At 70.2% G+C, this 23166-nt stretch carries 22 protein-coding genes; 9 read left to right on the forward strand and 13 right to left on the reverse strand.

The window, feature by feature from the left end; translation table 11 throughout:
• Position 1: 1 nt before the first annotated feature.
• Positions 2–1237, reverse strand: coding sequence for an adenosylhomocysteinase (locus AB0H84_RS27350; protein WP_357609842.1), 1236 nt, complete (start codon positions 1235–1237; stop codon positions 2–4).
• 214 nt (positions 1238–1451) lie between these two features.
• A complete protein-coding gene (gene ahcY / locus AB0H84_RS27355; RefSeq protein WP_357609845.1) occupies positions 1452–2879 on the reverse strand; it encodes an adenosylhomocysteinase in 1428 nt (475 codons plus the stop codon).
• Between the two features lie 102 nt (positions 2880–2981).
• Here ahcY and AB0H84_RS27360 point away from each other — a divergent pair, with 102 nt between their 5' ends.
• Complete coding sequence (locus tag AB0H84_RS27360) at positions 2982–3320, forward strand: MerR family DNA-binding transcriptional regulator (RefSeq protein ID WP_344996653.1); 339 nt, start codon at positions 2982–2984, stop codon at positions 3318–3320.
• A 99-nt stretch (positions 3321–3419) separates the two neighbouring features.
• Here AB0H84_RS27360 and AB0H84_RS27365 read toward each other — a convergent pair whose 3' ends face one another.
• Positions 3420–4496: an alpha/beta hydrolase-fold protein gene (locus tag AB0H84_RS27365; protein WP_357609848.1), complete on the reverse strand. Its 1077-nt coding sequence runs from the start codon at positions 4494–4496 to the stop codon at positions 3420–3422.
• A 75-nt stretch (positions 4497–4571) separates the two neighbouring features.
• On the opposite strand from AB0H84_RS27365, the gene AB0H84_RS27370 reads away from it, so the two are divergent.
• Positions 4572–6278 (forward strand): phosphatidylglycerol lysyltransferase domain-containing protein, encoded by a 1707-nt coding sequence (locus AB0H84_RS27370; protein WP_357609851.1) that lies wholly within the window; start codon positions 4572–4574, stop codon positions 6276–6278.
• 13 nt (positions 6279–6291) lie between these two features.
• On the opposite strand, the gene AB0H84_RS27375 is transcribed toward AB0H84_RS27370, so the two are convergent.
• The 5 genes from AB0H84_RS27375 to AB0H84_RS27395 form a co-directional block, all read right to left on the reverse strand.
• Positions 6292–7245: a cation diffusion facilitator family transporter gene (locus tag AB0H84_RS27375; protein ID WP_357609854.1), complete on the reverse strand. Its 954-nt coding sequence runs from the start codon at positions 7243–7245 to the stop codon at positions 6292–6294.
• Positions 7246–7294: 49 nt separating this feature from the next.
• Complete coding sequence (locus AB0H84_RS27380) at positions 7295–8404, reverse strand: SIS domain-containing protein (RefSeq protein ID WP_357609857.1); 1110 nt, start codon at positions 8402–8404, stop codon at positions 7295–7297.
• Positions 8401–8568: a Trm112 family protein gene (locus tag AB0H84_RS27385; RefSeq protein WP_106236648.1), complete on the reverse strand. Its 168-nt coding sequence runs from the start codon at positions 8566–8568 to the stop codon at positions 8401–8403. Before AB0H84_RS27385 ends, AB0H84_RS27380 begins: the two co-directional genes overlap by 4 nt.
• Positions 8565–9914 (reverse strand): phosphomannomutase/phosphoglucomutase, encoded by a 1350-nt coding sequence (locus tag AB0H84_RS27390; RefSeq protein ID WP_357609860.1) that lies wholly within the window; start codon positions 9912–9914, stop codon positions 8565–8567. Before AB0H84_RS27390 ends, AB0H84_RS27385 begins: the two co-directional genes overlap by 4 nt.
• Positions 9915–10116: 202 nt before the next feature.
• Positions 10117–10488 (reverse strand): DUF3499 domain-containing protein, encoded by a 372-nt coding sequence (locus AB0H84_RS27395; RefSeq protein WP_357609863.1) that lies wholly within the window; start codon positions 10486–10488, stop codon positions 10117–10119.
• Between the two features lie 354 nt (positions 10489–10842).
• Between AB0H84_RS27395 and AB0H84_RS27400 the strand changes: the two genes are divergently transcribed.
• Positions 10843–11283 (forward strand): metallopeptidase family protein, encoded by a 441-nt coding sequence (locus AB0H84_RS27400; protein ID WP_357609866.1) that lies wholly within the window; start codon positions 10843–10845, stop codon positions 11281–11283.
• Here AB0H84_RS27400 and AB0H84_RS27405 read toward each other — a convergent pair.
• Positions 11265–12179 (reverse strand): alpha/beta hydrolase, encoded by a 915-nt coding sequence (locus AB0H84_RS27405; RefSeq protein WP_357609869.1) that lies wholly within the window; start codon positions 12177–12179, stop codon positions 11265–11267. The two genes, AB0H84_RS27400 and AB0H84_RS27405, sit on opposite strands and share 19 nt — an antisense overlap.
• A 112-nt stretch (positions 12180–12291) precedes the next feature.
• Between AB0H84_RS27405 and AB0H84_RS27410 the strand changes: the two genes are divergently transcribed.
• Entirely contained in the window at positions 12292–12876 is a 585-nt protein-coding gene (locus AB0H84_RS27410; protein WP_357609872.1) for an RNA polymerase sigma factor, read from the forward strand.
• Positions 12876–14066, forward strand: coding sequence for a hypothetical protein (locus AB0H84_RS27415; protein WP_357609875.1), 1191 nt, complete (start codon positions 12876–12878; stop codon positions 14064–14066). The genes AB0H84_RS27410 and AB0H84_RS27415 overlap by 1 nt, the downstream gene beginning before the upstream one ends.
• Positions 14067–14138: 72 nt before the next feature.
• On the opposite strand, the gene AB0H84_RS27420 is transcribed toward AB0H84_RS27415, so the two are convergent.
• Complete coding sequence (locus tag AB0H84_RS27420) at positions 14139–14822, reverse strand: carboxymuconolactone decarboxylase family protein (protein ID WP_357609878.1); 684 nt, start codon at positions 14820–14822, stop codon at positions 14139–14141.
• A gap of 74 nt (positions 14823–14896) precedes the next feature.
• Here AB0H84_RS27420 and AB0H84_RS27425 point away from each other — a divergent pair, with 74 nt between their 5' ends.
• Positions 14897–15538, forward strand: coding sequence for a TetR/AcrR family transcriptional regulator (locus tag AB0H84_RS27425; protein WP_357609881.1), 642 nt, complete (start codon positions 14897–14899; stop codon positions 15536–15538).
• A 71-nt stretch (positions 15539–15609) separates the two neighbouring features.
• Here AB0H84_RS27425 and AB0H84_RS27430 read toward each other — a convergent pair whose 3' ends face one another.
• Positions 15610–15870, reverse strand: coding sequence for a WhiB family transcriptional regulator (locus AB0H84_RS27430; RefSeq protein WP_020546325.1), 261 nt, complete (start codon positions 15868–15870; stop codon positions 15610–15612).
• Positions 15871–16188: 318 nt separating this feature from the next.
• Positions 16189–18126, reverse strand: coding sequence for a hypothetical protein (locus AB0H84_RS27435; RefSeq protein WP_357609883.1), 1938 nt, complete (start codon positions 18124–18126; stop codon positions 16189–16191).
• 181 nt (positions 18127–18307) lie between these two features.
• On the opposite strand from AB0H84_RS27435, the gene cofD reads away from it, so the two are divergent.
• The 3 genes from cofD (at position 18308) to AB0H84_RS27450 (ending at position 21356) form a co-directional block, all read left to right on the forward strand.
• A complete protein-coding gene (cofD, locus tag AB0H84_RS27440; RefSeq protein WP_357609886.1) occupies positions 18308–19246 on the forward strand; it encodes a 2-phospho-L-lactate transferase in 939 nt (312 codons plus the stop codon).
• Positions 19243–20526 carry a coenzyme F420-0:L-glutamate ligase gene (locus tag AB0H84_RS27445; RefSeq protein ID WP_357609888.1) on the forward strand — a complete coding sequence of 428 codons (1284 nt, stop codon included), beginning with the start codon at positions 19243–19245 and terminating at the stop codon, positions 20524–20526. The genes cofD and AB0H84_RS27445 overlap by 4 nt, the downstream gene beginning before the upstream one ends.
• A gap of 80 nt (positions 20527–20606) precedes the next feature.
• Positions 20607–21356 carry a lytic polysaccharide monooxygenase gene (locus AB0H84_RS27450; RefSeq protein WP_357609891.1) on the forward strand — a complete coding sequence of 250 codons (750 nt, stop codon included), beginning with the start codon at positions 20607–20609 and terminating at the stop codon, positions 21354–21356.
• Positions 21357–21414: 58 nt separating this feature from the next.
• Here AB0H84_RS27450 and AB0H84_RS27455 read toward each other — a convergent pair whose 3' ends face one another.
• Positions 21415–23163, reverse strand: coding sequence for a substrate-binding and VWA domain-containing protein (locus AB0H84_RS27455; RefSeq protein ID WP_357609894.1), 1749 nt, complete (start codon positions 23161–23163; stop codon positions 21415–21417).
• Positions 23164–23166 lie beyond the last annotated feature (3 nt).

Genomic DNA, 23166 nt, shown 5'->3' on the forward strand with positions numbered 1-23166 from the left:
GCTAGGAGCCGACGCGCCAGGAGTGCAGGTAGTCCTCCTGCTCGGGAGTCAGGACGTCGATGCCGATGCCGGCGGCGGCCAGTTTGAGCCTGGCCACCTCGTGGTCGATCTCCTCGGGAACGTCGTACACGCCAGGGTCAAGGCGGAAGCGCTCGCCCGCCAGCCAGGCCACGGCGAGGGCCTGCGCGGAGAACGACATGTCCATGACGGCCGCGGGATGCCCCTCGGCCGCGGTGAGGTTCACCAGCCGCCCCTCGGCGAGCAGCAGCAGCCGCCGGCCGTCGGGCATGACGTACTCGTCGGTGTTGGGCCGCACCCCGCGGTGCACCTCGGCGGCCAGCTCGTCCAGCGCCCGCACGTCGATCTCCACGTCGAAGTGCCCGGCGTTGGCCAGGATCGCGCCGTCCTTCATGACCGACAGGTGCTCGGCCCTGATCACGTCGCGGTTGCCGGTCACGGTGACGAACAGGTCGCCGGCCATCGCGGCCTGGGCCATCGGCCGCACCTCGTAGCCCTGCAGGGTCGCGTCGAGCGCCTTGACGGCGTCGATCTCGGTCACGATCACCCGCGCCCCGAACCCCTTGGCCCGCTCGGCCACGCCCCGCCCGCAGAACCCGAACCCGGCCACGACGACCGTGCGACCGGCGAGCATGGTGTTGGTGGCGCGCATGATGCCGTCGAGCGTCGACTGCCCGGTGCCGTAACGGTTGTCGAACATGCGCTTGGTACGCGTGTCGTTCACGGCCACCATGGGGAACCGCAAGGCGCCCTCCGCGGCCATCTGCCGCAGCCTGATGATCCCGGTGGTGGTCTCCTCGCAGCCACCGCCGACGCCTTCGAGCAGATCGGTGCGCTCGGTGTGGAGGATGTTCACCAGATCGCACCCGTCGTCGAGCACGAGATCGGGCTCGAGATCGAGCGCCTGGTGGATGTGCCGGTAGTAGGTGGCCCGATCGACCCCGGCCCGCGCGTGCACGCCGATCCCGTACATCCGCAGCGCCTCGGCCACGTCGTCCTGGGTGGACAGCGGATTGGACGCGGCCAGCGCGATCTCGGCCCCTCCCGCCTTCAACGCCCCCAGGAGCACGGCTGTCTCGGCGGTGACGTGCAGGCAGGCAGCGATCTTCAACCCGTCCAGCGGCCGCTCGAGCCCGAACCGCTCTCCGATCGCCGTGAGCACCGGCATCGAACGAGCGGCCCAGGAGATCTGCCGCTCACCGCTTTCCCAGAGATCCATGCCAGCCCTTTGAGCGAAGAAGACGGCCAAGAACACGCGTCGTCACGGCGACCGGCCCGTGAGCCTTCACGACCGGCCATGACGGACGGCGACCCACGTCGGCGCGTGCGGCCCACCGTGCGCAGCCGTACAGAAAGAAGGTTCTTAAGGTTTTGAGCGCTCGTACGGAACGGCTCCGGAAGGGGGAACCCCTCCGGAGCCTGAAAGCTTCAATTTAGTACCGGTAGTGGTCGGACTTGTAGGGGCCCTCGACGTGGACGCCGATGTAGGCGGCCTGCTCCTTGGTCAGCTCGGTGAGCTTGACGCCCAGGGCGTCGAGGTGCAGGCGGGCGACCTTCTCATCCAGATGCTTGGGCAGGGTGTAGACGCCGATCGGGTATTCGGACGTCTTCGTGAACAGCTCGATCTGCGCGATCACCTGGTTGGTGAACGAGTTGGACATGACGAAGCTCGGGTGGCCGGTCGCGCAGCCGAGGTTCATCAGGCGGCCCTCGGCGAGGACGATGATCGAGTGGCCGTCCTCGAACACCCACTCGTCGACCTGCGGCTTGATGTTGTTCTTGACGATGCCGGGCAGCTTGGCGAGGCCGGCCATGTCGATCTCGTTGTCGAAGTGGCCGATGTTGGAGACGATCGCCTGGTGCTTCATCCTCGCCATGTGGGCGGCGGTGATGATGTTGAAGTTGCCGGTGGCCGTCACGAAGATGTCGGCGATGCCGACGACCTCGTCCAGCGTGGTCACCTGGAAGCCGTCCATGGCCGCCTGCAGCGCGCAGATCGGGTCGATCTCGGTCACGATGACCCGGGCGCCCTGGCCGCGAAGGGCGTCGGCGCAGCCCTTGCCGACGTCGCCGTAGCCGCAGACCACGGCCACCTTGCCGCCGATCAGCACGTCGGTGGCGCGGTTGAGGCCGTCGATGACGGAGTGGCGGCAGCCGTACTTGTTGTCGAACTTCGACTTGGTGACCGAGTCGTTGACGTTGATGGCCGGGAAGAGGAGCTGGCCGTTCTTGTGCATCTCGTAGAGGCGGTGCACGCCGGTGGTGGTCTCCTCGGTGACGCCCTTGATGCTCTCGGCGATCCGCGTCCACCGCTTGTCGGCACCGACCGTGCGGGTGAGCAGGTCGATGATGACGTGCCACTCCTCGGGGTCCTCCGCGGTGGCGGCCGGCACGGCGCCCGCCTTCTCGTACTCGGCGCCCTTGTGGACCAGCAGCGTGGCGTCGCCGCCGTCGTCGAGGATCATGTTGGGGGCGTCGCCGTCAGGCCACGTGAGGGCCTGCTCGGTGCACCACCAGTACTCCTCCAGCGTCTCGCCCTTCCAGGCGAACACCGGCACGCCCTGCGGGTCGTCAACGGTGCCATTGGGGCCGACGACCACCGCGGCGGCGGCGTGGTCCTGCGTGGAGAAGATGTTGCAGCTGACCCAGCGGACCTCGGCGCCGAGGGCGACCAGCGTCTCGATGAGGACGGCAGTCTGGATCGTCATGTGCAGGGAGCCCATGATCTTCGCGCCGCGAAGGGGCTGGGAGGCCGCGTACTCCTTCCGGACCGCCATGAGGCCGGGCATCTCGTGCTCGGCGAGCCGGATCTCCTTGCGGCCGAAGTCGGCCAGTGAAAGGTCTGCGACCTTGAAGTCCATGGGTTTTCCCTCGCGTCGCGGATGGTTGTCGCCACAGAGTTTAGGCGGCCTGTCGGCGGGGTCGCATCTTCAGGCACGCAAAGCTGACGTAAGAATGTAAGGATGCGCATCACTGAGGCCGCCAAGCGGCTCGGCATGTCCCCGCGAATGCTCCGATATCGGGAGGCACTCGGCCTGTTGCCGCCGGTGCGCGAGCAGGGGGCGCACCGGCGGTTCGGCCCGGAAGAGCTGGCCGCGGTGGCACAGGGGGTGGAGCTGGAGAAGCGGTTCGACGTCTCGCCGGCCGAGCTGGCGTTCGCGCTGCGGGTGCTGACCGAGCCCGCGGTGGCCTCGGCCGTACGCGACCTCGGGGTACGGATCGGGCGCATCCAGGTGCCGCGCCGGGCCCTCGACTTCGAGAAGGAGAAGGCGCTCCGCCTGCTCCGCCCGTCAGGCCGCTGACCCCCCGGCACGCCGCGCTCGATCCCCACCCCACCAGCGTGCCCGTGCCGCTCCCTGAGGAGCCACCCGTAGAGGACCCCACTCCACAGCGCAAACCGCTCAGGCGGCGGGGCTGACGAGTTGCTGGGCCAGCCAGGGCAGGGCCTGCGGGAGCTCCCGGTTCCAGGTGTTGAAGTTGTGGCCGCCGCTGGGCAGGAAGAGCGACGACCCCTGCATGGGCGGCCGCACCGCCCCCAGGAAGCGCACGGTCGCGGGATAGTCGCTCTCGCCCTTCTTGCTGCTGGTGACGAGCACCTTGACGGGAGGCGCCGGCAGGTTCGCCAGCCGCCACATGAGGTCGTTGCGCTGCTCGAGCGACTTGTCCCCATGGAACAGATCGCCGGTGGTGCGGTCGATGATCGTCTTGAAGTAGCCCGACAGCGAGACGGCCGCGGAGAACTGCTCGGGATGGCTCATGACGATCTTCAGCGCGCAGTAACCGCCGGTCGAGCCGCCCAGGATGCCCCAGGAATCCCGATCCGGGGCCACCCGGTAGTGAGCGATCATGTCCTGTTTGACGTCGTTCGCGAAGTACGCCTGCACCTGCGGCCCTCGCGGCACGTCCACGCACTCGGTGTCGCGCGGCAGCACCACGCTGGGCCGCATCATGACCAGGATCGTGGGCTTGACCTCGCCCGAAGCGATCGCCTTCGCCATCCGCCCCGGCAGGTCCATCCGGGTCATGAGGTTGCGCGGATCACCCGGGTAGCCGGTGAGGGCGATGATCGCGGGAAAGTGCTCCGTCTTGTGCTTCAGGTACGCCGACGGCAGGAAGACGTACGCCTCCGAGCTCAGCCGCGTGGACGCCCCCGGCATGATCACCTGCTCGATCCGCCCGCCGGGCACCGCGCGACTGCCGAGCACCTGCAGCCCCGTGGCGGCGACCGTGATCGGCGCCGTCGCCGTGTCGGTGCCCAGCAGGTCGCCCCAGGAGCTGTAGAAGGCGAAGTACGAGTTCAGCGCCAGCCCCAGGGCGGCCAGGGTGAGCACCTGGCAGACGGCCAGCACGCCGACCCGGCCCAGCACCGCCGGCACGTTGCTCGCGCTCAGCCGCGGCCACAGCAACACCGTCGCCACCAGTGCCGCGACCGCGAGCACCGCCGTCGTGACCAGCAACCCGATCGAGGTTAGTCCCATGGGTATGGGATATCTGTCGGAGTGTAAGCGGAGAGTTAACATGCGCATTATCGAGCCAGGTCTTCAATGTGGGATGTGAAGCGTTCCTGGATCCCAGCCGTCGCCGGTTACGCGTCGTTGGCGATCGGCCTGCTGGACATCGGCAAGGCTGTGTTCCCGCATCTGGAGCACACCCGGATGGGCGAGTGGTCCGACTTCCTGCCGGGCATCGTCTCGACCGTCGCCAGGGCGTCCTCCCTGGTCGTCGGCATCATGCTGGTGATGATCGCGCACGCGCTGCGCCGGGGGAAGGTGCAGGCCTGGCGTGCCGTCGTGGTGCTGCTGCCCGCGAGCGCCGTCGTGAGCTTCATCCACCTGCGTCCCGCCTCGGGCGTGATCAGCCTCGCCCTGCTGGCCGTGCTGGTGATGGGCAGACGCGAGTTCTCCGCGCTCCCCGACCCGCGCTCGCGCTGGCGGGCCCTGGGGAACCTGCTCGTGCTGGGCGCCCTCGACATAGGTCTCGGCTACGTGATCATCAGTGCCCGGCCCCGGGTGCTCGTGGGCGATCCGAGCGTGCTCGACCGCCTCGAACACGTACTCCTCGGCCTGGTGGGCATCGAAGGGCCGGTCACGTTCACCGCCGAGCGGGTCTCCGACCTGGTCTACTTCTCCCTGCTCGCGCTCGGCACGCTCACCGCCGTCACCACGCTCTACCTGGCGCTGCGCCCCGAACACCCGATCGCGGAGCTCACCGAGGACGACGAGCGGCGCCTGCGCGCCCTGCTCGCCCAGCACGGCGAACGGGACTCGCTCGGCTACTTCGCGCTGCGGCGCGACAAGAGCGTGCTCTTCTCCCCCTCCGGGAAGGCGGCCATCGCCTACCGCGTGGTGTCGGGGGTCATGCTGGCCAGCGGCGACCCGATCGGCGACCGCGAGGCGTGGCCCGCGGCGATCAAGACGTTCATGAACGAGGCCAGGCGGCACGCCTGGGTGCCCGCTGTCATCGGCTGCGGCGAGACCGGCGGCGAGGTGTGGACCCGTGAGGCCCGGATGTCCGCGCTCGAGATCGGCGACGAGGCCGTGATCGACGTCGCCGACTTCACGCTGGAAGGCCGCGCGATGCGCAATGTCCGGCAGATGGTCAACAGGACCGAGCGGGCCGGCTACACCTGCCGCGTGCTCCGCACCGCGGACCTGACCGACCCGGAGAGGGAGCGCATCCGGCAGGCCGCCGACTCCTGGCGCGGCACCCAGACCGAACGCGGCTACTCCATGGCGCTCGGCCGCTTCGGCGACCCGGCGGACGCCGACTGCCTGGTGGCCACCGCTCAGAAGGACGGCGAGCTCAGGGCCGTGCTGCACTTCGTGCCCTGGGGGCCGCGCGGCATCTCGCTCGACCTCATGCGGCGCGACCGCGACGCCGAGCCGGGGCTCAACGAACTGCTGATCGCCAAGACCCTCCAGGCCGCGCCCGCCCTGGGCATCACGCAGGTCTCACTGAACTTCGCCATGTTCCGCGCGGTCCTCGCCCGCGGGGAGCGCCTCGGGGCCGGTCCGGTGCTGCGTGCGTGGCGGGCGCTGCTGATCTTCCTGTCGCACTGGTTCCAGATCGAGTCGCTGTATCGGTTCAACGCCAAGTTCCGGCCGATCTGGGAGCCCCGTTTCGTGGTCTATCCCAACGCCCGCGACCTGCCGCGCATCGGGATCTCGGCGCTGCAGGCGGAGGCGTTCATCACCCTGGGCCGCTCCTCCCGGCGCCGCCTGCGCCTTCCCTGGCTGGGGCCGGCCCGACTCGCCTCATAGGAGGCCGCCGGCTTCAGCTCGAGGTGGCCTCGGAGGGCGAGCTCGAGGGGTTGGCGCGCAGGCGGTCCAGGTCAGGCTCCAGGTAGATGACGCGGGCGATCGGCACGGCCTCGCGGATGCGGCGTTCGGCCTCGTCGATGCCATGGGCGACCTCGGCCGCCGTGTCGTCGCGCGCCACCGCGATCTTCGCCGCCACCAGCAGCTCCTCCGGGCCCAGGTGCAGCGTACGCATGTGGATGATCCTGGCCACCTCGGGCGCGCTCTCCAGCGCGGTCCGGATCTGCGCCTCCATCTCCGGCGTGGCGCCCTCACCGACCAGCAGCGACTTGGTCTCCACGGCCAGCACGATCGCGATCACGGCCAGCAGCACGCCGATCATCAGGGTGCCGATGCCGTCCCAGGTGCCGTCGTCGGTGATCACCGCCAGTGTCACGCCGAACAGCGCGAAGACCAGACCGAGCAGCGCTCCCAGGTCCTCCAGCAGGATGACCGGCAGCTCGGGCGACTTGGACCGGCGCACGAAGGTGACCCACGACAGCTTGCCGCGGATCCCGTTCGACTCCTTGATCGCCGTACGGAACGAGAACCCCTCGGCGATGATCGCGAAGATCAGCACCGCGAACGCCCAGATCGGCGCCTCCACCTTCTGCGGATCGGTGATCTTGTGGATGCCCTCGTAGAGGGAGAACGCCGCGCCGATCGTGAACAGCACCACGGCCACCACGAAGGCGTAGAAGTAACGTTCGCGCCCGTAGCCGAAAGGGTGCTCCTTGGTGCTGGCCTTGGCCGCCCGCTTGCCACCGATCAGCAGCAGCACCTGGTTGCCCGAGTCGGCCACCGAGTGGATGCCCTCCGCCAGCATCGAGGAGGACCCCGTGAAGAAGGCGGCCACGAATTTCGACACGGCGATTGCCAGGTTCGCGGACAATGCCGCAATGATCGCTTTCGTTCCGCCGCTCGCGCTCACCGATCTTCTCCACTCATAAAGATCATGTACAAAGGCCTGAAAAGGGATCCTATTGCGAAATTCTGGCCTTCAGCTCAGTGATCGCCGACACGGGGGTCGGATCGATGCCGTACCCCAGGGCCAGATACGTGCTCGCGTAGTCGCCGAGCGCGATCAGTGTGGCCACCCGTTCCAGCGGGTGCACGCCCTCGGCCGCGAGCTCCGTCACCGGCACGTCGCGCTCGGTCGCGAGCCGTACGGACGCCTCGCGCCGCTTCGCCACCTGCGGATGCTCGTCGACGTCGCGCAGCACGACGAGCCTCAGCGTGCGCCCCGCCGTTTCGGCGAAGATGTCGCGTTCGGCCAGCGGCCCGTCGAAGGCCACGATCTGGTTGTGGTCGGCCTCGGGCAGCTCGCCGTGGATGGCGGGATATTTCGCGTTGGCGTTGAGCTGACAGGCCAGCCGGTACGCCGCCACCGACGCCAGGGCCGACGACCCCCAGATCATCGGCACGCTCTCGGCCAGGTCCATGGCCAGGGACTTGCCCGGGTTGATGAACGACTCGCTGGACGGCCGGCACCGATGCGCCATGTCCTCCAGCGTCTTGGCCACCCGTTCGAACAGCTCGGCGTCGGCCTGGACGAGCCGCAGCCCGGCCGCGGCCACGATGAGGGGGGTGGCCAGCAGCCAGAGATTGGCCCTGGACTGGCCGGTGACGGGCACCGGCACGTAGGGGGCCGACGCCTGGGTGGCGATGGCCTCCAGCGGGGAGCCGGGAGCGCCCACGCCGAGCAGCGTGGCGCCGCGCCGCACGGCCTGGGTGGCGACGGAGAGCGTCTCCTCCGCCGCGCCGGAGCCGGAGACGGCGACGACCAGGTCGGCGGCCCCCACCCAGCCGGGGAGCTGGTAGGAGCGCAGGGGCAGGATCGGCAGCGGCGCGCCGTTGCCGGCGACCGCCGCCAGGATGTCGCCGGCGACGGCCGAGCCGCCCACGCCCGCGACCACGATGGCACGCGGGCGCCCGTGGCCGGTCAGGCGGCCGACCACCTCGGCCTCGACGGCGGTGCGGTAGCCGGTGCGTACGTGGGCCGCGGAGGCCGCGACCGCCGGCAGCATCCCGGCGGGGTCGGCCTCGCTGAGGTGACGCTGGTCGTCGAGCCGCTCCGGCTCCCAGGTCACGGCTTCCTGGCCTCGTCGACGAGCAGGACGGGAATGTCATCCCGTACCGGATAGATCAGGCCGCAGCCCGTACAGGCCAGCTCCTCGGCCTCGGTCTCGGCACGCAGCGGAGCCTTGCACGCCGGACAGGCCAGGATCTCCAGCAACCAGTCGTCGATCTTCACTCTGACACCCTTCCCACGATGGCGAGGACCTCGTCCCTGATCGCCTTCATCTCGGTCTCGTCGGCCGCCTCGGCGTTCAGCCTGAGCAGCGGCTCGGTGTTGGACGCCCGCAGGTTGAACCACCAGCCGGGCCCGGTCACGGTCAGCCCGTCGAGCTCGTCGAACTCCCCCCGCCCCGCGAACGCCTCCCGCACGCGCCGCAAGGCGTCGCCCTGGTCGGCCACGGCGCTGTTGAGCTCGCCCGAGGCGTGGTAGCGGGAGTAGACCTCCACCACCTCCGACAGCGGCCGCTCCTGCTCGCCGAGCGCGGCCAGCACGTGCAGCGCCGCCAGCATCCCGGAGTCCGCGAACCAGAAGTCGCGGAAGTAGTAGTGAGCCGAGTGCTCGCCGCCGAAGACGGCTCCGGTGCGGGCCATCTCGGCCTTGATGAACGAGTGCCCGACCCGCGTGCGCACGGGCACGCCGCCGTGCTCGCGCACGAGCTCGGGAACCGCGAGCGACGTGATCAGGTTGTGGATGATCGTCGCCCCCGGATATTTGGCCAGCTCCCGCGCGGCGACCAGCGCCGTGACGGCCGACGGCGAGACCGACTCCCCGCGCTCGTCGATCACCCAGCACCGGTCGGCGTCGCCGTCGAACGCCAGCCCGATGTCGGCCCCGCTCTCGACGACGGCCCGCTGGAGGTCGACGAGGTTCTGCGGCTCGATGGGGTTGGCCTCGTGGTTGGGGAAGGTGCCGTCCAGCTCGAAGTAGAGCGGGGTCAGCTCGATCGGCAGCCCCTCGAACACGGCGGGCACGGTGTGGCCACCCATGCCGTTGCCCGCGTCCACGACGACCTTGAGCGGCCGGATGCCGGTGAGGTCGACGAGCGTGCGCAGATGGTGGGCGTAGCCCTGCAGCAGATCCTTCTCGATCAACGACCCGCCGGGCGCGGCGGTGGTGCCCACCAGCTCGGCGGCCCTGTCGCGGATCTCGCGCAACCCGGTGTCGCCGCCGATCGGCACCGCGCCCGACCGGCACATCTTCATGCCGTTGTAGCGGGCGGGGTTGTGGCTGGCGGTGAACATCACGCCGGGCAGCCCGAGGCTCCCGCTGGCGTAGTAGAGCAGATCGGTGGAGCCGAGCCCCGCGTGCACGACATCGGCGCCGCGCGAACGTGCGCCGCGGATGAACGCGTCGGCCAGCGGGCCGGAGGACTCACGCATGTCGTGCGCGACGACGACCGACTCGGCCCCGGTGACCTCGACGAAGGCCGCTCCCACGGCCTCGGCGGTCGGCTCGTCGAGCTCGTCGGGCACCACGCCGCGAACGTCGTACGCTTTGAAGATCTTGGCGAGGTCGCCCACTCTCCAGCTCCGCCCTAGGTCGTTTCTCCGTGATTACCGCGCGTCTTTCGTCAGCTTAGCGATCCTGGGTGAGCCATAGGGTCCGGGAACGGCTCCCATCGTGGCCGGGAGGCGTAGGCGCTGGTGTGCAGGCGGAATTCCACCGGCGGCCCGGTCCGCCGGCAGGGGGTCAGGCGGCTTGCACGGGCGCGGCTCAGGCGGCCTATCTGTCGCCGCGGTGCTGCTGGGCCGAGCGCAGCACGCGCAGATGCCCTCGGCGGCCGACCTCGACGCCCTGACCGACCGGCTCGCCGCCACCGGACGGCGAGGGCCGCGCGGCCTCCCTGACCGCGTTCGCCAGCGCCTCGAGATCGTCGGAACTCGGGGACGCGCCGTCCGTCGGCAGGCGTACCACCTCCCAGCCGCGGGGGGCGGTCAGTCGCTCGGCGTGTTCGGCGCACAGGTCGTAACAGTGTGGCTCCGCGTACGTCGCCAGGGGGCCGAGAACAGCGGTCGAGTCGGCGTATACGTACGTGAGCGTGAAGACGGCAGGCTGACTGCAGGCGGTGCGGGAACAGCGGCGGACGGGGCTCACGGAGGGACCGTATCTGGTAAGAGTGCGAGGCGCCACTATCTGAGCGCTCTTAACGAGCGTGTCGCCACAATTCGGACACCTGTCGCAGCCTTTCCACCCACATGCCCCGAAGACCCCGGCACCGGAAACCCCGAAATCAACGGGCGATCGCCCTTCCCCGGCGCCGCCCACGAGCCGTATTCCGGGCATGCGTTCCGCCTCCAGTCCTCTGCCCGCAACCCTTCCTCCTTCCGCACCCGGCCTGCCGCCCCCGAGAGCCCGCCTCCAGACGACCGCCGCCCGAGACGGGGCCGTCAGGTTTTCGGGGTCACACCACTCCCCAGAGCGACTGGACCAGACCCTAAACTTGCTTTCGTGACTCAGCAGCGCGGCCCCAGACGGCGCGATCGCCACGGTCGCGGCCTCCGCGGCCCGCTCGCGCCCTCCCACGTGCCCATGTCCAAGTCCCGCAGCGAGCGCTTCGACGACCTCGTGCTGGACGCGGTGGACCGGCTCCGCCCCCGCTGGGAGCGCCAGCTTTCGGCGGTGGAGTTCGCGGTGGAGGAGGTCCCGCCGCTGAGCGAGCTGGGCGACGGTCCCAGCCTGAGCCCGGACCCGATCCCGTTCGGCCGCGCGGACGCGGCGAGCGGCCAGAGCCCGGCCTCGATCGTGGTCTACCGGCGGCCGCTGGAGGCCAGGGCGAGAGACCGGGACACCCTGGGCGCCATGGTCCACGACACGGTGGTGGAACAGGTGGCCACCCTCCTGGGCCTTTCCCCGGAGACCGTCGACCCCGGCTACGACGACCGCCGCTGAGATCTCGCGCTCACCGGCCGCGGGGCCGTGGACCGCTCCGGCGAGAAGAAGTCCGAGAGCGCCGTGGCCAGTGCCTCCGGAGCCTCCTCCGCCATGTGGTGCCCCGAGTCGATGCCGTGTCCCCGCACATCCGTCGCCCAGTCCCGCCAGATCGCCACGGGATCCCCGTGCAGCTCCTCGAGATCGTCCCGGAGCGACCACAGGACCAGCAGGGGACACGTCACGCGCTTTCCGGCGGCATGATCGGCCTCCTCGTCGTGCCGGTCCACGGCGAGGCCGGCTCGATAGTCCTCGAGCATGGCCCGCACCACCTCGGGGCGGCGCGTGGCCGCGCGCCACTCGTCATAGTTCTCCTGCCCCATCTTCGCCGGGTCGCCGTGGTACCAGCCGTCCGGATCAGCGTTGATGACGCGCTCCGGGATCTCCGGTTGTGCGAAGAAGAACCAATGCCACCAACTGCTCACGAACTTGGCGTTCGCCCGCCTGAGGTGCTCGCTGATCGGGATGCAGTCGAGCAGGGCCAGGCGCACGACGTCCGCCGGATGATCGAGCGCCAGCCGCAAGGCCACGTAACTTCCGCGGTCGTGACCCGCCACGGCGAATCGCTCGTGGCCCAGCGCCCGCATGAGACGTGCCATGTCCCCCGCCATGGCACGTTTCGAGTGGGCCGAGTGATCGGGAGTCGGCGCCGGACCCCGAGACTTGCCGTAACCGCGCAGGTCCGGGCAGACCACCGTGAAACCCTGCCGCACCAGGCGGGGGGCGACCCGATGCCACGTGGCGGCCGTGCGCGGGTGCCCGTGTAACAGCAGGACGGGAAAGCCTTCCCCGCCGTGGCGGACGTGCAGCGACGCGTCGCCCACATCGATGTTTTCGGTCACGAAGCCTTCGAACATGCGGCCTCTGGTTCCCCGAGGACGGGCCGGTGAACGTACGCGGCTGACGTGAGCGTGAAGAAAACCGGCAGAGCGGCGAACTCTGGGCGACAGTCTCCTTCGAAAGGAAGCCATGGCAGCACCACCTGACGCCAGTGACGTGATGGAAGACGTCACCGTGGTCGAGCGGTCGCTGAACGACCCCGACCTTTTCGCGCTCCTTTACGACCGCTACTTCAAGGATCTCTACCGTTATCTGGCCGCCCGCCTCGGTCGCGACCACGTCGAAGACCTGGTCGCTGATGCCTTCCTGATCGCGTTCAACGGCAGAGGCGGCTTCGATCCCGAACGCGGCACCGTGCGCTCCTGGTTGTACGGCATCGCGACAAATGTCGTGGCCCGGCACCGCCGCAGAGAAGGCCGCCGGCTGAACGCGCTGAGCAAAGTCTCGGCCGAGACCCCCGCCGAGGGACACGAGGAGCGCGTGATCTCGCAACTCGCCGCGGAGGCCAGCAGGCCGGAGCTGGTGCGCGGGCTGAAAGGGCTCGCGCAGGGCGATCGCGACGTGGTCTTCCTGCTCGTGTTCGGCGGGCTCGGCTACGAGGAGATCGCTACCGCGCTGGACATACCGGTGGGGACCGTCGGGTCTCGGGTCAACAGAGCAAGAAAGAAGCTGCGCAAGGCGCTGGGTGACGTCAACCCGATGAGGGAGCGGTGATGGACGAGCTGAAGTTGATCGAGATTGTGTTCGCGGAGCCGGACCCCACGCCGCAGGCGGCCGCGGCGGGGCGCGCCCGCTTCCTCCGGCTGGCTCACGAGGACGGCGGCAGCAGCGGCGGCCCCCGCTTCCTGCGGCCCGTTCACGAGGACGGCAGCAGCGGCGCCGGCCCACGCTTCCTGCGGCCCGCTCATGAGGGCCGCAGCAGACGTACCAGGCCGGGCAGGCGGCTGCTCTACGGCGGATGGGCCGCCGCTGCGGCACTGGCACTCGTTTTCACGCTGGTGATCGGCATCCCCTCCGCCGGTCCCGCCGACGCCAGGGAACTGCTGATCCTCGCCGCGAACAGCAGCGAGGCCCACAAGGCGCGGGGACGTTACACCCATATGGAGGTGGAGACCGGCGTGGTCGAGAAGGTGGGCTCGCCGGAGCGGCCCTACTCGATGCTGAGCCGCCGCGTCGACGCCTGGTGGTATCCCACGTCCAAGGACGACGACGGCTGGTACGCGTACCGCAAGCTGGGAGCCGAGCCGGCCGGCGCCGAGGACGCGGTCGCCTGGCGCGCGGCCGGCAGCCCTGCCCGGGTGCGGTCGCTGTGCACGCAGGCTGCCAAGGTCTACAAGGTCGGTCCTGACGGCAAGGCCGTGGAACAGCCCGCCCATCCGTGCGAGGACCTCGACACCCGTCCGCAGGAGCGTATGGAGACCATACGGATGGCCGGTGGCCTGGCGGGTTTCCTGACGTCCCACCCCGATCTGGACGTCAGGAACCTGTCCGCCGATCCCGCGCGGCTCAAGGAGCAACTCCTCGGCTGGACCCGTTCCGGAGGCCTGGGCGGGATGGTGGAAGGCGACGCCGCGCAACTGTGGGCCGCGGTCAGGATGGTGCTCTTCAACCCGGAAGGTCCGGTGTCGCCGCAGGTCCGCGCCGCCTCCTACCGGATCCTGGCCGACCTGCCCGGCGTCCGGTCCCTGGGAGAGTACACCGATCCGCTGGGGCGCAAGGGGCAGGCGTTCACGCGTACGGGCGAGGGATCGGAAGGCGTCGCGGGGACCAGCCGGATCGTCGTCGACCCCGTCAGCGGCCTGCCGCTGGCCGAAGAGGGGTACGAGGGAACCGGCGGGCACCGCACCTCCTACATCGCGGTACGCGCCGTCGGACCCACCGACGCTCCCCCCGCCCAGGAGTGACCAGCGCCGGCACGCTGCCACCGAGGTGACTGAAGATCGTCACCGAGCGCGCCCTGACCGCCGCGGCAGCCGTCAGACGCGGGCGCCGCCGACCTCGGTGAGCAGGGCGTCGAGCACGTGCATGGCGCGCCATGCCTTGGTCATGCCGAACCGGGCGGAGAACCGTACGACGGCACGCGCCTCCTCTGGTGTGGCGCCGTTGCTCAGAGCGCGCGTCAGGTGAGCGCGGAAGCTCTCCTGCAAGGTCTGGAAGAGCACGTCGACGGTCATCGTGATGAACGCGCGCTCACGGGCGGACAGCAGCCGCATGCCGGCGCGCATCCGCGACTGCAGGTCCATGTAGGTGCCGAACGGCGCGTCGAGTGCGGCCACGGCCTGCCGCATCGACTCGGGGAGCGGGCTGCCCGTGCCGTCGGCGTTCACCTCGTGGCCCTGGCCGGTGGGAGAGGGCAGGGCGTGCTCGCGTTCCAGCTCGACCAGGCGGGCGAGCGCCGTCAGGGCGGCGGGGTAGCCGCTGTCGTAGGCGACGAAGCGGAGCACTTCGCGCAGGTCGTCGGCCGACAAGCCGCAGTCGAACGCCATCGTCACGTGCTGCTGGAAGGGCAGGCCGAGGGTCTGCTGGCAGACGTCGGCGGTGAGGCACAGCAGGACCTTCTCGCGCGCGGTCAGCTCCGGGATCTCGTCCCAGAGCAGGCGGTCGGTGGCGGCGCTCATCTCGGCGAACACGGGGTCCAACGCCTTCACCTGGTTCTCCATGGAAGTCCTCCATATGTGAACGGTTGTAGCGCTACGACTGTAGTGCAACGTGCGTCCGCCTACAATAGGCCGCTATGGACGAGACCTCCGCCGACCCGGCCGGCCCTCGCGGCGGCCGGCGCGGTCGCAACCCGCGCGGCCAGGGCGAGCGGCTGCGCGAGGACATCGTCGGCGCCGCCCTGCGGCTGCTGGACGAGCTCGGCGACGACCAGGCCCTGTCCATGCGCGCGGTGGCCCGGGAGATCGGCGTCGCGGCGACCTCGGTGTACATCCACTTCGCCGACCGGGACGCGCTCGTACTGGCCGCCCTGGAGAGGTTCCATCGCGAACTCGTGGAGGCCGTCGATCAGGCCGAGACCGGCGCCGCCGATCCGGCGGGGAAGCTGCGCGCCCGCGTCCTGGTGCTGGGCAGGTGGGTCCAGCGGCACCCCGGCCTGTACAAGGTGCTGCACGAGAGCACGCTGAACCAGCGGGCGGCCATGTCGTTCAAGCAGGAGCTGGCCGAGCGCACCACCGCCGCCGTGCGGCGGTGCATGGACGCGGGGCTCGCCCCGGCCGACGACGCCGCAGTGGTCTCACTCGATCTGAGGGCGGCGGTGCACGGAGCCGTGTCGATGCGGGTCAATCAGCCCGACCTGCCGTGGCCGCCGCTGGAGGAGCAGGTCGATCGTTTCCTGGCCAAGCTCGTCGGCCTCACGCCCGCCCCGGGCCGCTGACCAGGACGTACGCGGCAGGAGATGTGAAAGGGGCCACGCGGTCGCCCGCGTGACCCCTGTCATCCATATACCTAAACGGCCTGGCGCTTGATCCGTCTGCGCTCTCGCTCGGACAACCCTCCCCAGATGCCGAACCGCTCATCGTGCTCGAGTGCGTATTCCAGACACTCTGCACGGACTTCGCATGATCGGCAGACCTTCTTGGCCTCTCTGGTGGAGCCGCCCTTCTCCGGGAAAAACGCCTCCGGATCCGTCTGCGCGCACAACGCGCGTTCCTGCCAGCCGAGTTCTTCAGCGTCAAGCTGATCCTGTGCGATGACCGGATCGGTCACTGCACACCTCCCTGCCGCCCGCCCGCAATGGAGCCCCCCATGGACGCCTTCCTTATTACCCACCCACTGGAAGGCGTAACAACATGGTTGTAATTACACGCGTGTGCCGTAGCCGACGTCAAGCGGCATGCAGCTATCCGGGGAAAGACCAGAGCTCGCCCCGGTGTGCTTGGCATGTGATGTTCAGACCCGGCCGGCACCCTTTGCTCTCAGGGTCGGCAAGGCTTCTTCAACGTGTCAGCGGTCCGAACCGTACCAGGGCGGGATAGACACCCGCCCGCTGCCCACCTTCTCTCTTAACCGTTCATTGCCGGTCCGTTACCTGCGTGGCTCGTTGGGGGTGTATATGGCCGTCGGGTCGATCGGGTCGTCTCCCGGGCGAGACCCGTAAGCCGAGGGGTCGAGCCGCATCGTCGCGTCCCCGCCCTCGGGCTGGGACCAGCTCGGCTGCTGCTGCTGGGCCTGGTGAGTGGGCTGGTACTGGCCCTGCTGGGGCTCGTAGCCGCCGTGCGCCGGCTGCTGCGGGTGGCCGAACGGGTCGTCGTACGGCCTGGGCGCCTGGTTGGCGTAATCGGGCACGTGCAGCTCGGGCTGGGTGCCGGCCGTGGAGTGCTGGTACGTCTCGGCCTGCTGGTAGGCGTCCATGAGCTGCTGGGAGCGCGGGTCCACGGGCGGGTCGGGCTCCTGGTACGGCGCGGCGTACTCGTGGCCGGAGTAGCCGGTGAACGGCTGGCCGCCCTGCGAGTCGAAGGCGCTCTGGCCGAAGTGCGACTGCTGCTCGGCGGCCGGGGGGTACGGCACGCTCGGCGCGGTGTCGGCCGCCGGCGTCGGGAACGCCTGGCCGGCGAAGGCGTTGGGCGCGGCCTCCGGCGGGGCGTACGGGTTGGGCTGGTGGTCCGCGGGTGGCGCGTAGGGGTTGGGGCTCGGCTGGCCGTAGATGTTGGGCTGGCTGTCGGCGGGCACGTACGGGGCGGGCTGCTCGACGGGCGGGGCGTACGGGTTGGGCTGGTCGGCCGCGGGCGGAGCGTAGGGGTTGGGCTGGTCGGCCGCGGGCGGGGCGTAGGGGTTGGGCTGGTCGGCGGGCGGGGCGTACGGATTGGACTGGTCGGCCGCGGCGGGCGCGTAGGGGTTGGGGCTCGGCTGGCCGTAGACGTTCGGCTGGCTGTCGGCGGGCACGTACGGGGCGGGCTGGTACTCGGCGGCCGGCGGGGTGCTGTACTCCGGGACCGACGGAGCCGTGTCGGCGGGGGCGTAGGCCGGCTGGCCGAAGCTCTGTGGCGCGTAGGACTGGTCAGACTGGGCCTGGTCCGAGGGGGCGGCGGGCAGGGCGCCCCTGATCTGCGGCGACTGGTACGGCTGGGGCTGCTGCGCCGCGGCGGCGTGCTGGGGCTGGGCCGCCTGGGGGTCGGGCTGGCCGCCGAAGCTGGGGGGCTGCTGGCCGTACTGGCCGGAATGGGGCTGCTCGCCGTACTGGCCCGACGGGGGCTGCTCGCCGTACTGGCCCGACGGGGGCTGCTGACCATACTCAGGCTGAGGGCCGTACTGGCCGGACTCGGGCTGCTGGCCGTACTGGCCGGACTCGGGCTGCTGGCCGTAACCCGGCTGCGAGACCGGCTGGGGCTGGGCGTACCCGCCGGAGGGCGGCTGCTGCCCGTAACCCGGCTGCTGCCCGTGATCCGGCTGCTGGCCCGACTGGGGCTGCTGGCGGTAAGGGGGCTGGCCGAAGCCGGGGCCCGGCTGGGGCTGCTCGGGCTGGCCGAACTGCTGCTGCGGCTGCCCGAAGTACGGGGCCTGCTGGCCGAACTGCGGCTGGTTGTAGACCTGCGCGGGCCGTGTGGGAAGGACCTGCGGGAGGAGATAGAGGAGCGCGAGGGCGGCCAGCGCGATGTAGGGCACGCCAAGGAGCACCAGCTGCACCGTCACCCAGCCGCCGATCCCGGCGAACAGGCCCAGCAATACGGACAGCGTGCCGAACACCGAGGCCAGCAGGAGCCCGGCCGCCGACCCGTACATGATCGGCTTGGCCTTGGGCGACGGCTCGCCGACCTTGGTCACCAGCAGCACGGCGCCGAGCAGCAGTGCCGTCACGACGGGGTTCGTCAGGTCCAGAGCGTTCCTGGCGGCGCGCACGGTCAGGCCGTACCCGGTCGAGCCCGCCAGGATGTCGCCCAGCGTCAGCAGCACGGTCAGCAACCCGGCGACGAGCATCATCCAGGCGGCCGGATCTCTCAGCCGCGCGACGTCAATTTTGCTCACAACTACCCCCAACCGACCCATTGGTCCGAAGGGAGTTTGCCACATCACTGACTTTGGCGGCGGGAGTCCCAGGAAGCTCCTCCTTCACAATTCGGTCTACACCTGGCATTTCTCTCATAACAGGTTGTGTAAAACCCCTCCCGAGAAGGGCTTGTCAGGGGCCGATGGAAGACTGGGCGGCATGCACATCGTGTCACTCGCGGGCGGCATCGGCGGGGCCCGCTTTCTGCGTGGCCTGCGCGCGGCCGCGCCAGACGCCTCGATCACGGTCATCGGCAACACGGGCGACGACATCACCCTGTTCGGGCTCCGGGTCTGCCCCGACCTCGACACCGTGATGTACACCCTGGGCAACGGCATCGACGAGGAGCAGGGCTGGGGGCGGGCCAAGGAGTCCCACGTCGTCAAGGAGGAGCTGGCCGCGTACGGCGTGGAGCCGCAGTGGTTCGGGCTCGGCGACCGCGACTTCGCCACCCACATCGTGCGCTCGCAGATGCTGGAGGCCGGCTACCCCTTGTCACAGATCACCCAGGCGCTCTGCGAGCGCTGGCAACCGGGCGTGCGGCTGCTGCCCATGTCCGACGACCGCTGCGAGACCCACGTGGTGATCGAGGACGAGCGCGGCAAGCGCGCCGTCCACTTCCAGGAGTGGTGGGTACGCCTGCGCGCCTCGATCCCGGCGCAGTCGTTCGCGCTGGTGGGGGTCGACACGGCCAAGCCCGCGCCGGGCGTTCTCGAGGCGATCGAGCAGGCCGACGTGGTGATCCTGCCGCCGTCCAACCCGGTCGTGAGCATCGGCACGATCCTGCAGATCCCGGGCATCCGCGACGCCCTGCTCCCCAAGACCGTGGTCGGCGTCTCGCCGATCATCGGCGGCGCGCCGGTCAGGGGCATGGCCGACGCCTGCCTGACGGCCATCGGCGTGGAGACGACGGCGCAGGCCGTCCTCGAGCTGTACGGCTCGGAGCTGATCGACGGCTGGCTGGTGGCGGAGGAGGACGAAGGGGTCGCGCTCGACGGCGTCCGGGTGGTCGCCCGGCCGATCCTCATGCACGACGCGGAGGCCGCGGCCGACATCGCCCGCACCGCCCTCGACCTCGCCCAGGAGGTCGCCCGATGAGCGAGTCCACCCAGGCGCGGCGTTTCGAAGTGATCCCCGTGACCGGCATCGGCGAGGTACGGTCGGGGGACGACGTCGCGGCCCTGCTCCAGGGCGCCGGCCTGCGCGACGGTGACATCGTGGTCGTCACCTCCAAGATCGTCAGCAAGGCCGAGGGCCGGATCCGCCGGGCGCCCGACCGCGTCCAGGCGATCCAGGACGAGACCGAGCGCGTGGTGGCCAGGCGTGGCGACACCGTGATCTCGCAGACCCGTCACGGGTTCGTCATGGCCGCCGCCGGGGTCGACGCCTCCAACACCGAGCCCGGCACGGTGCTGCTCCTGCCCGAGGACCCCGACGCCTCGGCCAGGCGCATCAGGAAGGGCCTGCCCGTGCGCGCGGGCGTGATCGTCTCCGACACCTTCGGCCGCCCGTGGCGCAACGGGCTCACCGACGTGGCCATCGGGGCGGCGGGCGTACGCCCGCTCGATGACTTCCGCGGCACGTCCGACGGCTACGGCAACGAGCTCAACGCCACCGTCACCGCGCTGGCCGACGAGATCGCGGGCGCGGCCGAGCTGGTCAAGGGGAAGCTCGACGGCGTCCCCGTGGCGATCGTGCGCGGGCTGTCCCACCTGGTCACCGAGGACGACGGGCCCGGGGTCAGGCCGCTGGTGCGACCCGCCGACGACGACCTGTTCCGCTACGGGTCGCGGGATGTCGTGTTCGCCCGCCGTACCATCAGGGAGTTCTCCGACCGGCCCGTCGATCCGGAGAAGGTGCGCCGGGCGGTGGCGGCGGGCATCGCGGCGCCCGCGCCGCACCACACGACGCCGTGGCGGTTCGTGCTGGTCGAGTCCCCGGAGACCCGGACCAAGCTGCTCGATGCCATGCGCGAGGCCTGGATCGAGGACCTGCGCGGCGACGGGTTCGGCGAGGAGTCGATCGCCAAGCGGATCAAGCGGGGCGACGTGCTGCGTAACGCGCCTTATCTGATCGTGCCGTGCCTGGTGATGGAGGGCTCCCACACCTACCGGGACGATCGGCGCAACGCGTCGGAGCGGGAGATGTTCGTGGTGGCGACCGGCGCGGGGGTCGAGAACCTCCTCATCCAGCTCGCCGTCGAAGGGCTCGGCTCGGCGTGGGTGTCGTCCACGATGTTCTGCCGCCCGGTCGTCCGCGAGGTTCTCGACCTGCCCGGCTCGTGGGACCCGATGGGCTGCGTGGCCGTGGGGCACGCGGCCGCCTCGCCGCGTGACCGCGCCCCCCGTGACCCGGACGACTTCATCGTCACGCGCTGACAAAGCCCTGACTGTCCATTTACCGTTAGGAAAGTTTCCTTTACATTCGGAGCAACCCCCCCATGTAAAGGAGCTCTTCAATGAGAAGGACTCTCACGTCAATCGCCGTGGTGGTGATCGCGGTCGCCACCACGGTGTTCAACACCACGCCGGCGTTCGCGCACGGCTACGTCAACTCCCCACCCAGCCGGCAGGCCAACTGCGCCCAGGGCAAGGTGCCCGACTGCGGCAACATCATCTACGAGCCGCAGAGCGTCGAGGGCCCCAAGGGGCTGCGCAGCTGCAACGCGAACCTGTCGCAGTTCGCCCAGCTCGACGACGACAGCAAGCCGTGGCCCGTGGCCCAGGTGGGCACCACGGTGACCTTCACCTGGACGTTCACCGCCAGGCACGCCACGCTCAACTACGAGTACTACATCGGCGGCAAGCGGGTGGCCGTCTTCGAGGGCAACGGCCGGCAGCCGCCCGCGACGCTCTCGCACACGGTCAACCTGTCCGGCTACTCGGGCCGGCAGAAGGTACTGGCGATCTGGAACATCTCCGACACGACCAATGCCTTCTACTCCTGCATCGACCTGCAGATCGGCGGCGGTGGCGGCAACCCGACGCCCACCCCGACGCCCACCCCGACCCCGACCGTCACCCCGAAGCCCACCCCGACGCCCACGCCCACACCCACGACGCCCTCCGGCACGTGGAAGGCGGGCACCGCGTACGCGGTCGGCAACGTCGTGACCTACAACGGCGTCACGTACCGCTGCATCCAGGCCCACACCGCGCTGGCCGGCTGGGAGCCGCCCAACGTCCCGGCGCTCTGGCAGCGCATGTGAGTAGCGCATCTGAGTGGGGCATCTGAGCGGGAAAGGGGGCGCCGGAACGCCCCCTTTCTCATGTCGTCGGCTTGCAGGTGGGGTGGCAGAGCCGGCGGGCCAGCGCGGCGAGGAAGACGTCGATGATCTCCCCCGGCTCCTGGGCCTCGTGCAGGGAGCCGTTCGTGGCGGCCGCGATCTGCGACAGGCTGTCGTGATCGACCGCCTTGCCGAAGGCGATGATGACAATCTGTACGGGCTTGTCCGGGTTCCACTCGCGCCGCAGCGTGTCGAGGAGCTTCGCCAGCTTGGTGCCCTTGCCGTCGTCCTCGCCCGCCGTGATCACCAGGAGCGAGTTGTTCATCTCCTCGCGGTAGTCGCTGGTGAGCTTGCGGAAGCCGCCGAGTATCGCGTCGTAGAGCGAGCTGTCGCGGTCGGGATGGGCGCCGATCGTGCCGGTCGCCTCGGCCAGGCGGCTCTTGCGGATGATCTGTCCCGTCTCGGGTTCGATGATCGGGCCGAGCCCGACCCGTTCCCGGTAGTTCTTGACGCCGCCCAGCCCCTCCGCGAACTCCCACAGGCCCATGTGCGTCGAGTCGGGGAAGAGCTGCAGCCCGATCTTGGCCGCGTCCAGCGCGATCCTGATCCTGGTGCTGCCGTTCAGCGGCTCGGCCATGTGCTTGGAGGTGTCGGCGAGGACGAGGATGTTCGTCGGCGGGGCCAGGCGACTCCAGGCGCGTAGCGCCTCGTCGATGTCCTGCGGCGACACCGACGACCTGATCTTCGGGGCCTCCGAGGGGAGCTGCGGGCCCGGCGAGAGCGGTCCCTGGGTGCCGTCGCCCGACCTGAACCCCGCCCGCCGCACGATCTCCTGCGCCTGCGGGCCCTTGAGCCAGTCGGCGAAGACCGTGGACGCCTCGGCCACCGTGGCGTCGCCGGCGGTGACGACGTACGGGTAGTCGAGGTTGATCGTGCCCTCGCGCGGGTGCAGCGCGACGACCGGGTCGGAGGAGGGGCGCAGGTTGTGGTGCCACACCGACTGCTCGGGGACGATGACGACCGGGCGCTGCCAGAACGTGCGGTCGTCCACGGCCGCCAGCATGCTGCGGTAGTCGGGGGCCGAGCCGGCCTGCGCCCACCGTACGAACGCGGTCAGCGCCTTGTCCGCCTCGGGCCCCGTGCCGACGACGTCCCTGGCGGCGGCCACGGTCGCGATGCCCGCCCCGGCCAGCGACGGGTCCGGTACGCGTACGACGTCCGGTTCGTTCGCGTTGGGCCGCAGCCGCCCGCGCACGGTCGAGGGGAAGACCATCCGCCAGTTCATCTCGGTCTTGCCCACGGAGAAGCGCTGGGCCAGCGACGAGCGGGTGGCGAACACCAGCGGCGACGTCGCCACCACGCTCTCACCGGCGGGCAGCGCGTTCGCACCCTGCTGGCGGGCCAGCCTGATCCAGGCCGACGAGTCCGCGATCCACCCGTCCGGCCGCTCGCGCAGCACGCCCGCGCGGTCGCCGATCAGCGTGCGCAGGACGGTGGCCGGCGGCTGCTCGGTCACCTGGACCAGCACGCACCGGCCGCCCACCGCCGTCTTCGTCTCGTTGAACCGGCCGGCGGCCTCCATGACCGCCGGCGCGACGTCGACCGCAGCCGCCACGCTGACCAGAACAGGCTCTCGTGTGCCGCACAGCACGCCCCCGCTGCCGAACACCACGACGAGGCCACCGGCGACGATGGCCACGGCGGTGATCCCGGCCAGCATGCCGCGCTGTAACGCCTTCCTGCGGCGTTGCTCGGGAGCCAGCGCGGCGCGGTGTCGACCCAAGCGCACGGT

The sequence above is a fragment of the Nonomuraea sp. NPDC050786 genome (assembly GCF_040654115.1).
Classification (GTDB): Bacteria; Actinomycetota; Actinomycetes; order Streptosporangiales; family Streptosporangiaceae; genus Nonomuraea.

Bases quoted from the DNA above. Each gene is read 5' to 3' on its own strand.
- AB0H84_RS27420 (WP_357609878.1), bottom strand. From the start codon at position 14,822: ATGGAGAACCAGGTGAAGGCGTTGGACCCCGTGTTCGCCGAGATGAGC.
- AB0H84_RS27415 (WP_357609875.1), top strand. From the start codon at position 12,876: ATGGACGAGCTGAAGTTGATCGAGATTGTGTTCGCGGAGCCGGACCCC.
- cofD (WP_357609886.1), top strand. From the start codon at position 18,308: ATGCACATCGTGTCACTCGCGGGCGGCATCGGCGGGGCCCGCTTTCTG.
- AB0H84_RS27365 (WP_357609848.1), bottom strand. From the start codon at position 4,496: ATGGGACTAACCTCGATCGGGTTGCTGGTCACGACGGCGGTGCTCGCG.
- AB0H84_RS27450 (WP_357609891.1), top strand. From the start codon at position 20,607: ATGAGAAGGACTCTCACGTCAATCGCCGTGGTGGTGATCGCGGTCGCC.
- AB0H84_RS27405 (WP_357609869.1), bottom strand. From the start codon at position 12,179: ATGTTCGAAGGCTTCGTGACCGAAAACATCGATGTGGGCGACGCGTCG.
- ahcY (WP_357609845.1), bottom strand. From the start codon at position 2,879: ATGGACTTCAAGGTCGCAGACCTTTCACTGGCCGACTTCGGCCGCAAG.
- AB0H84_RS27360 (WP_344996653.1), top strand. From the start codon at position 2,982: ATGCGCATCACTGAGGCCGCCAAGCGGCTCGGCATGTCCCCGCGAATG.
- AB0H84_RS27445 (WP_357609888.1), top strand. From the start codon at position 19,243: ATGAGCGAGTCCACCCAGGCGCGGCGTTTCGAAGTGATCCCCGTGACC.
- AB0H84_RS27350 (WP_357609842.1), bottom strand. From the start codon at position 1,237: ATGGATCTCTGGGAAAGCGGTGAGCGGCAGATCTCCTGGGCCGCTCGT.
- AB0H84_RS27425 (WP_357609881.1), top strand. From the start codon at position 14,897: ATGGACGAGACCTCCGCCGACCCGGCCGGCCCTCGCGGCGGCCGGCGC.
- AB0H84_RS27410 (WP_357609872.1), top strand. From the start codon at position 12,292: ATGGCAGCACCACCTGACGCCAGTGACGTGATGGAAGACGTCACCGTG.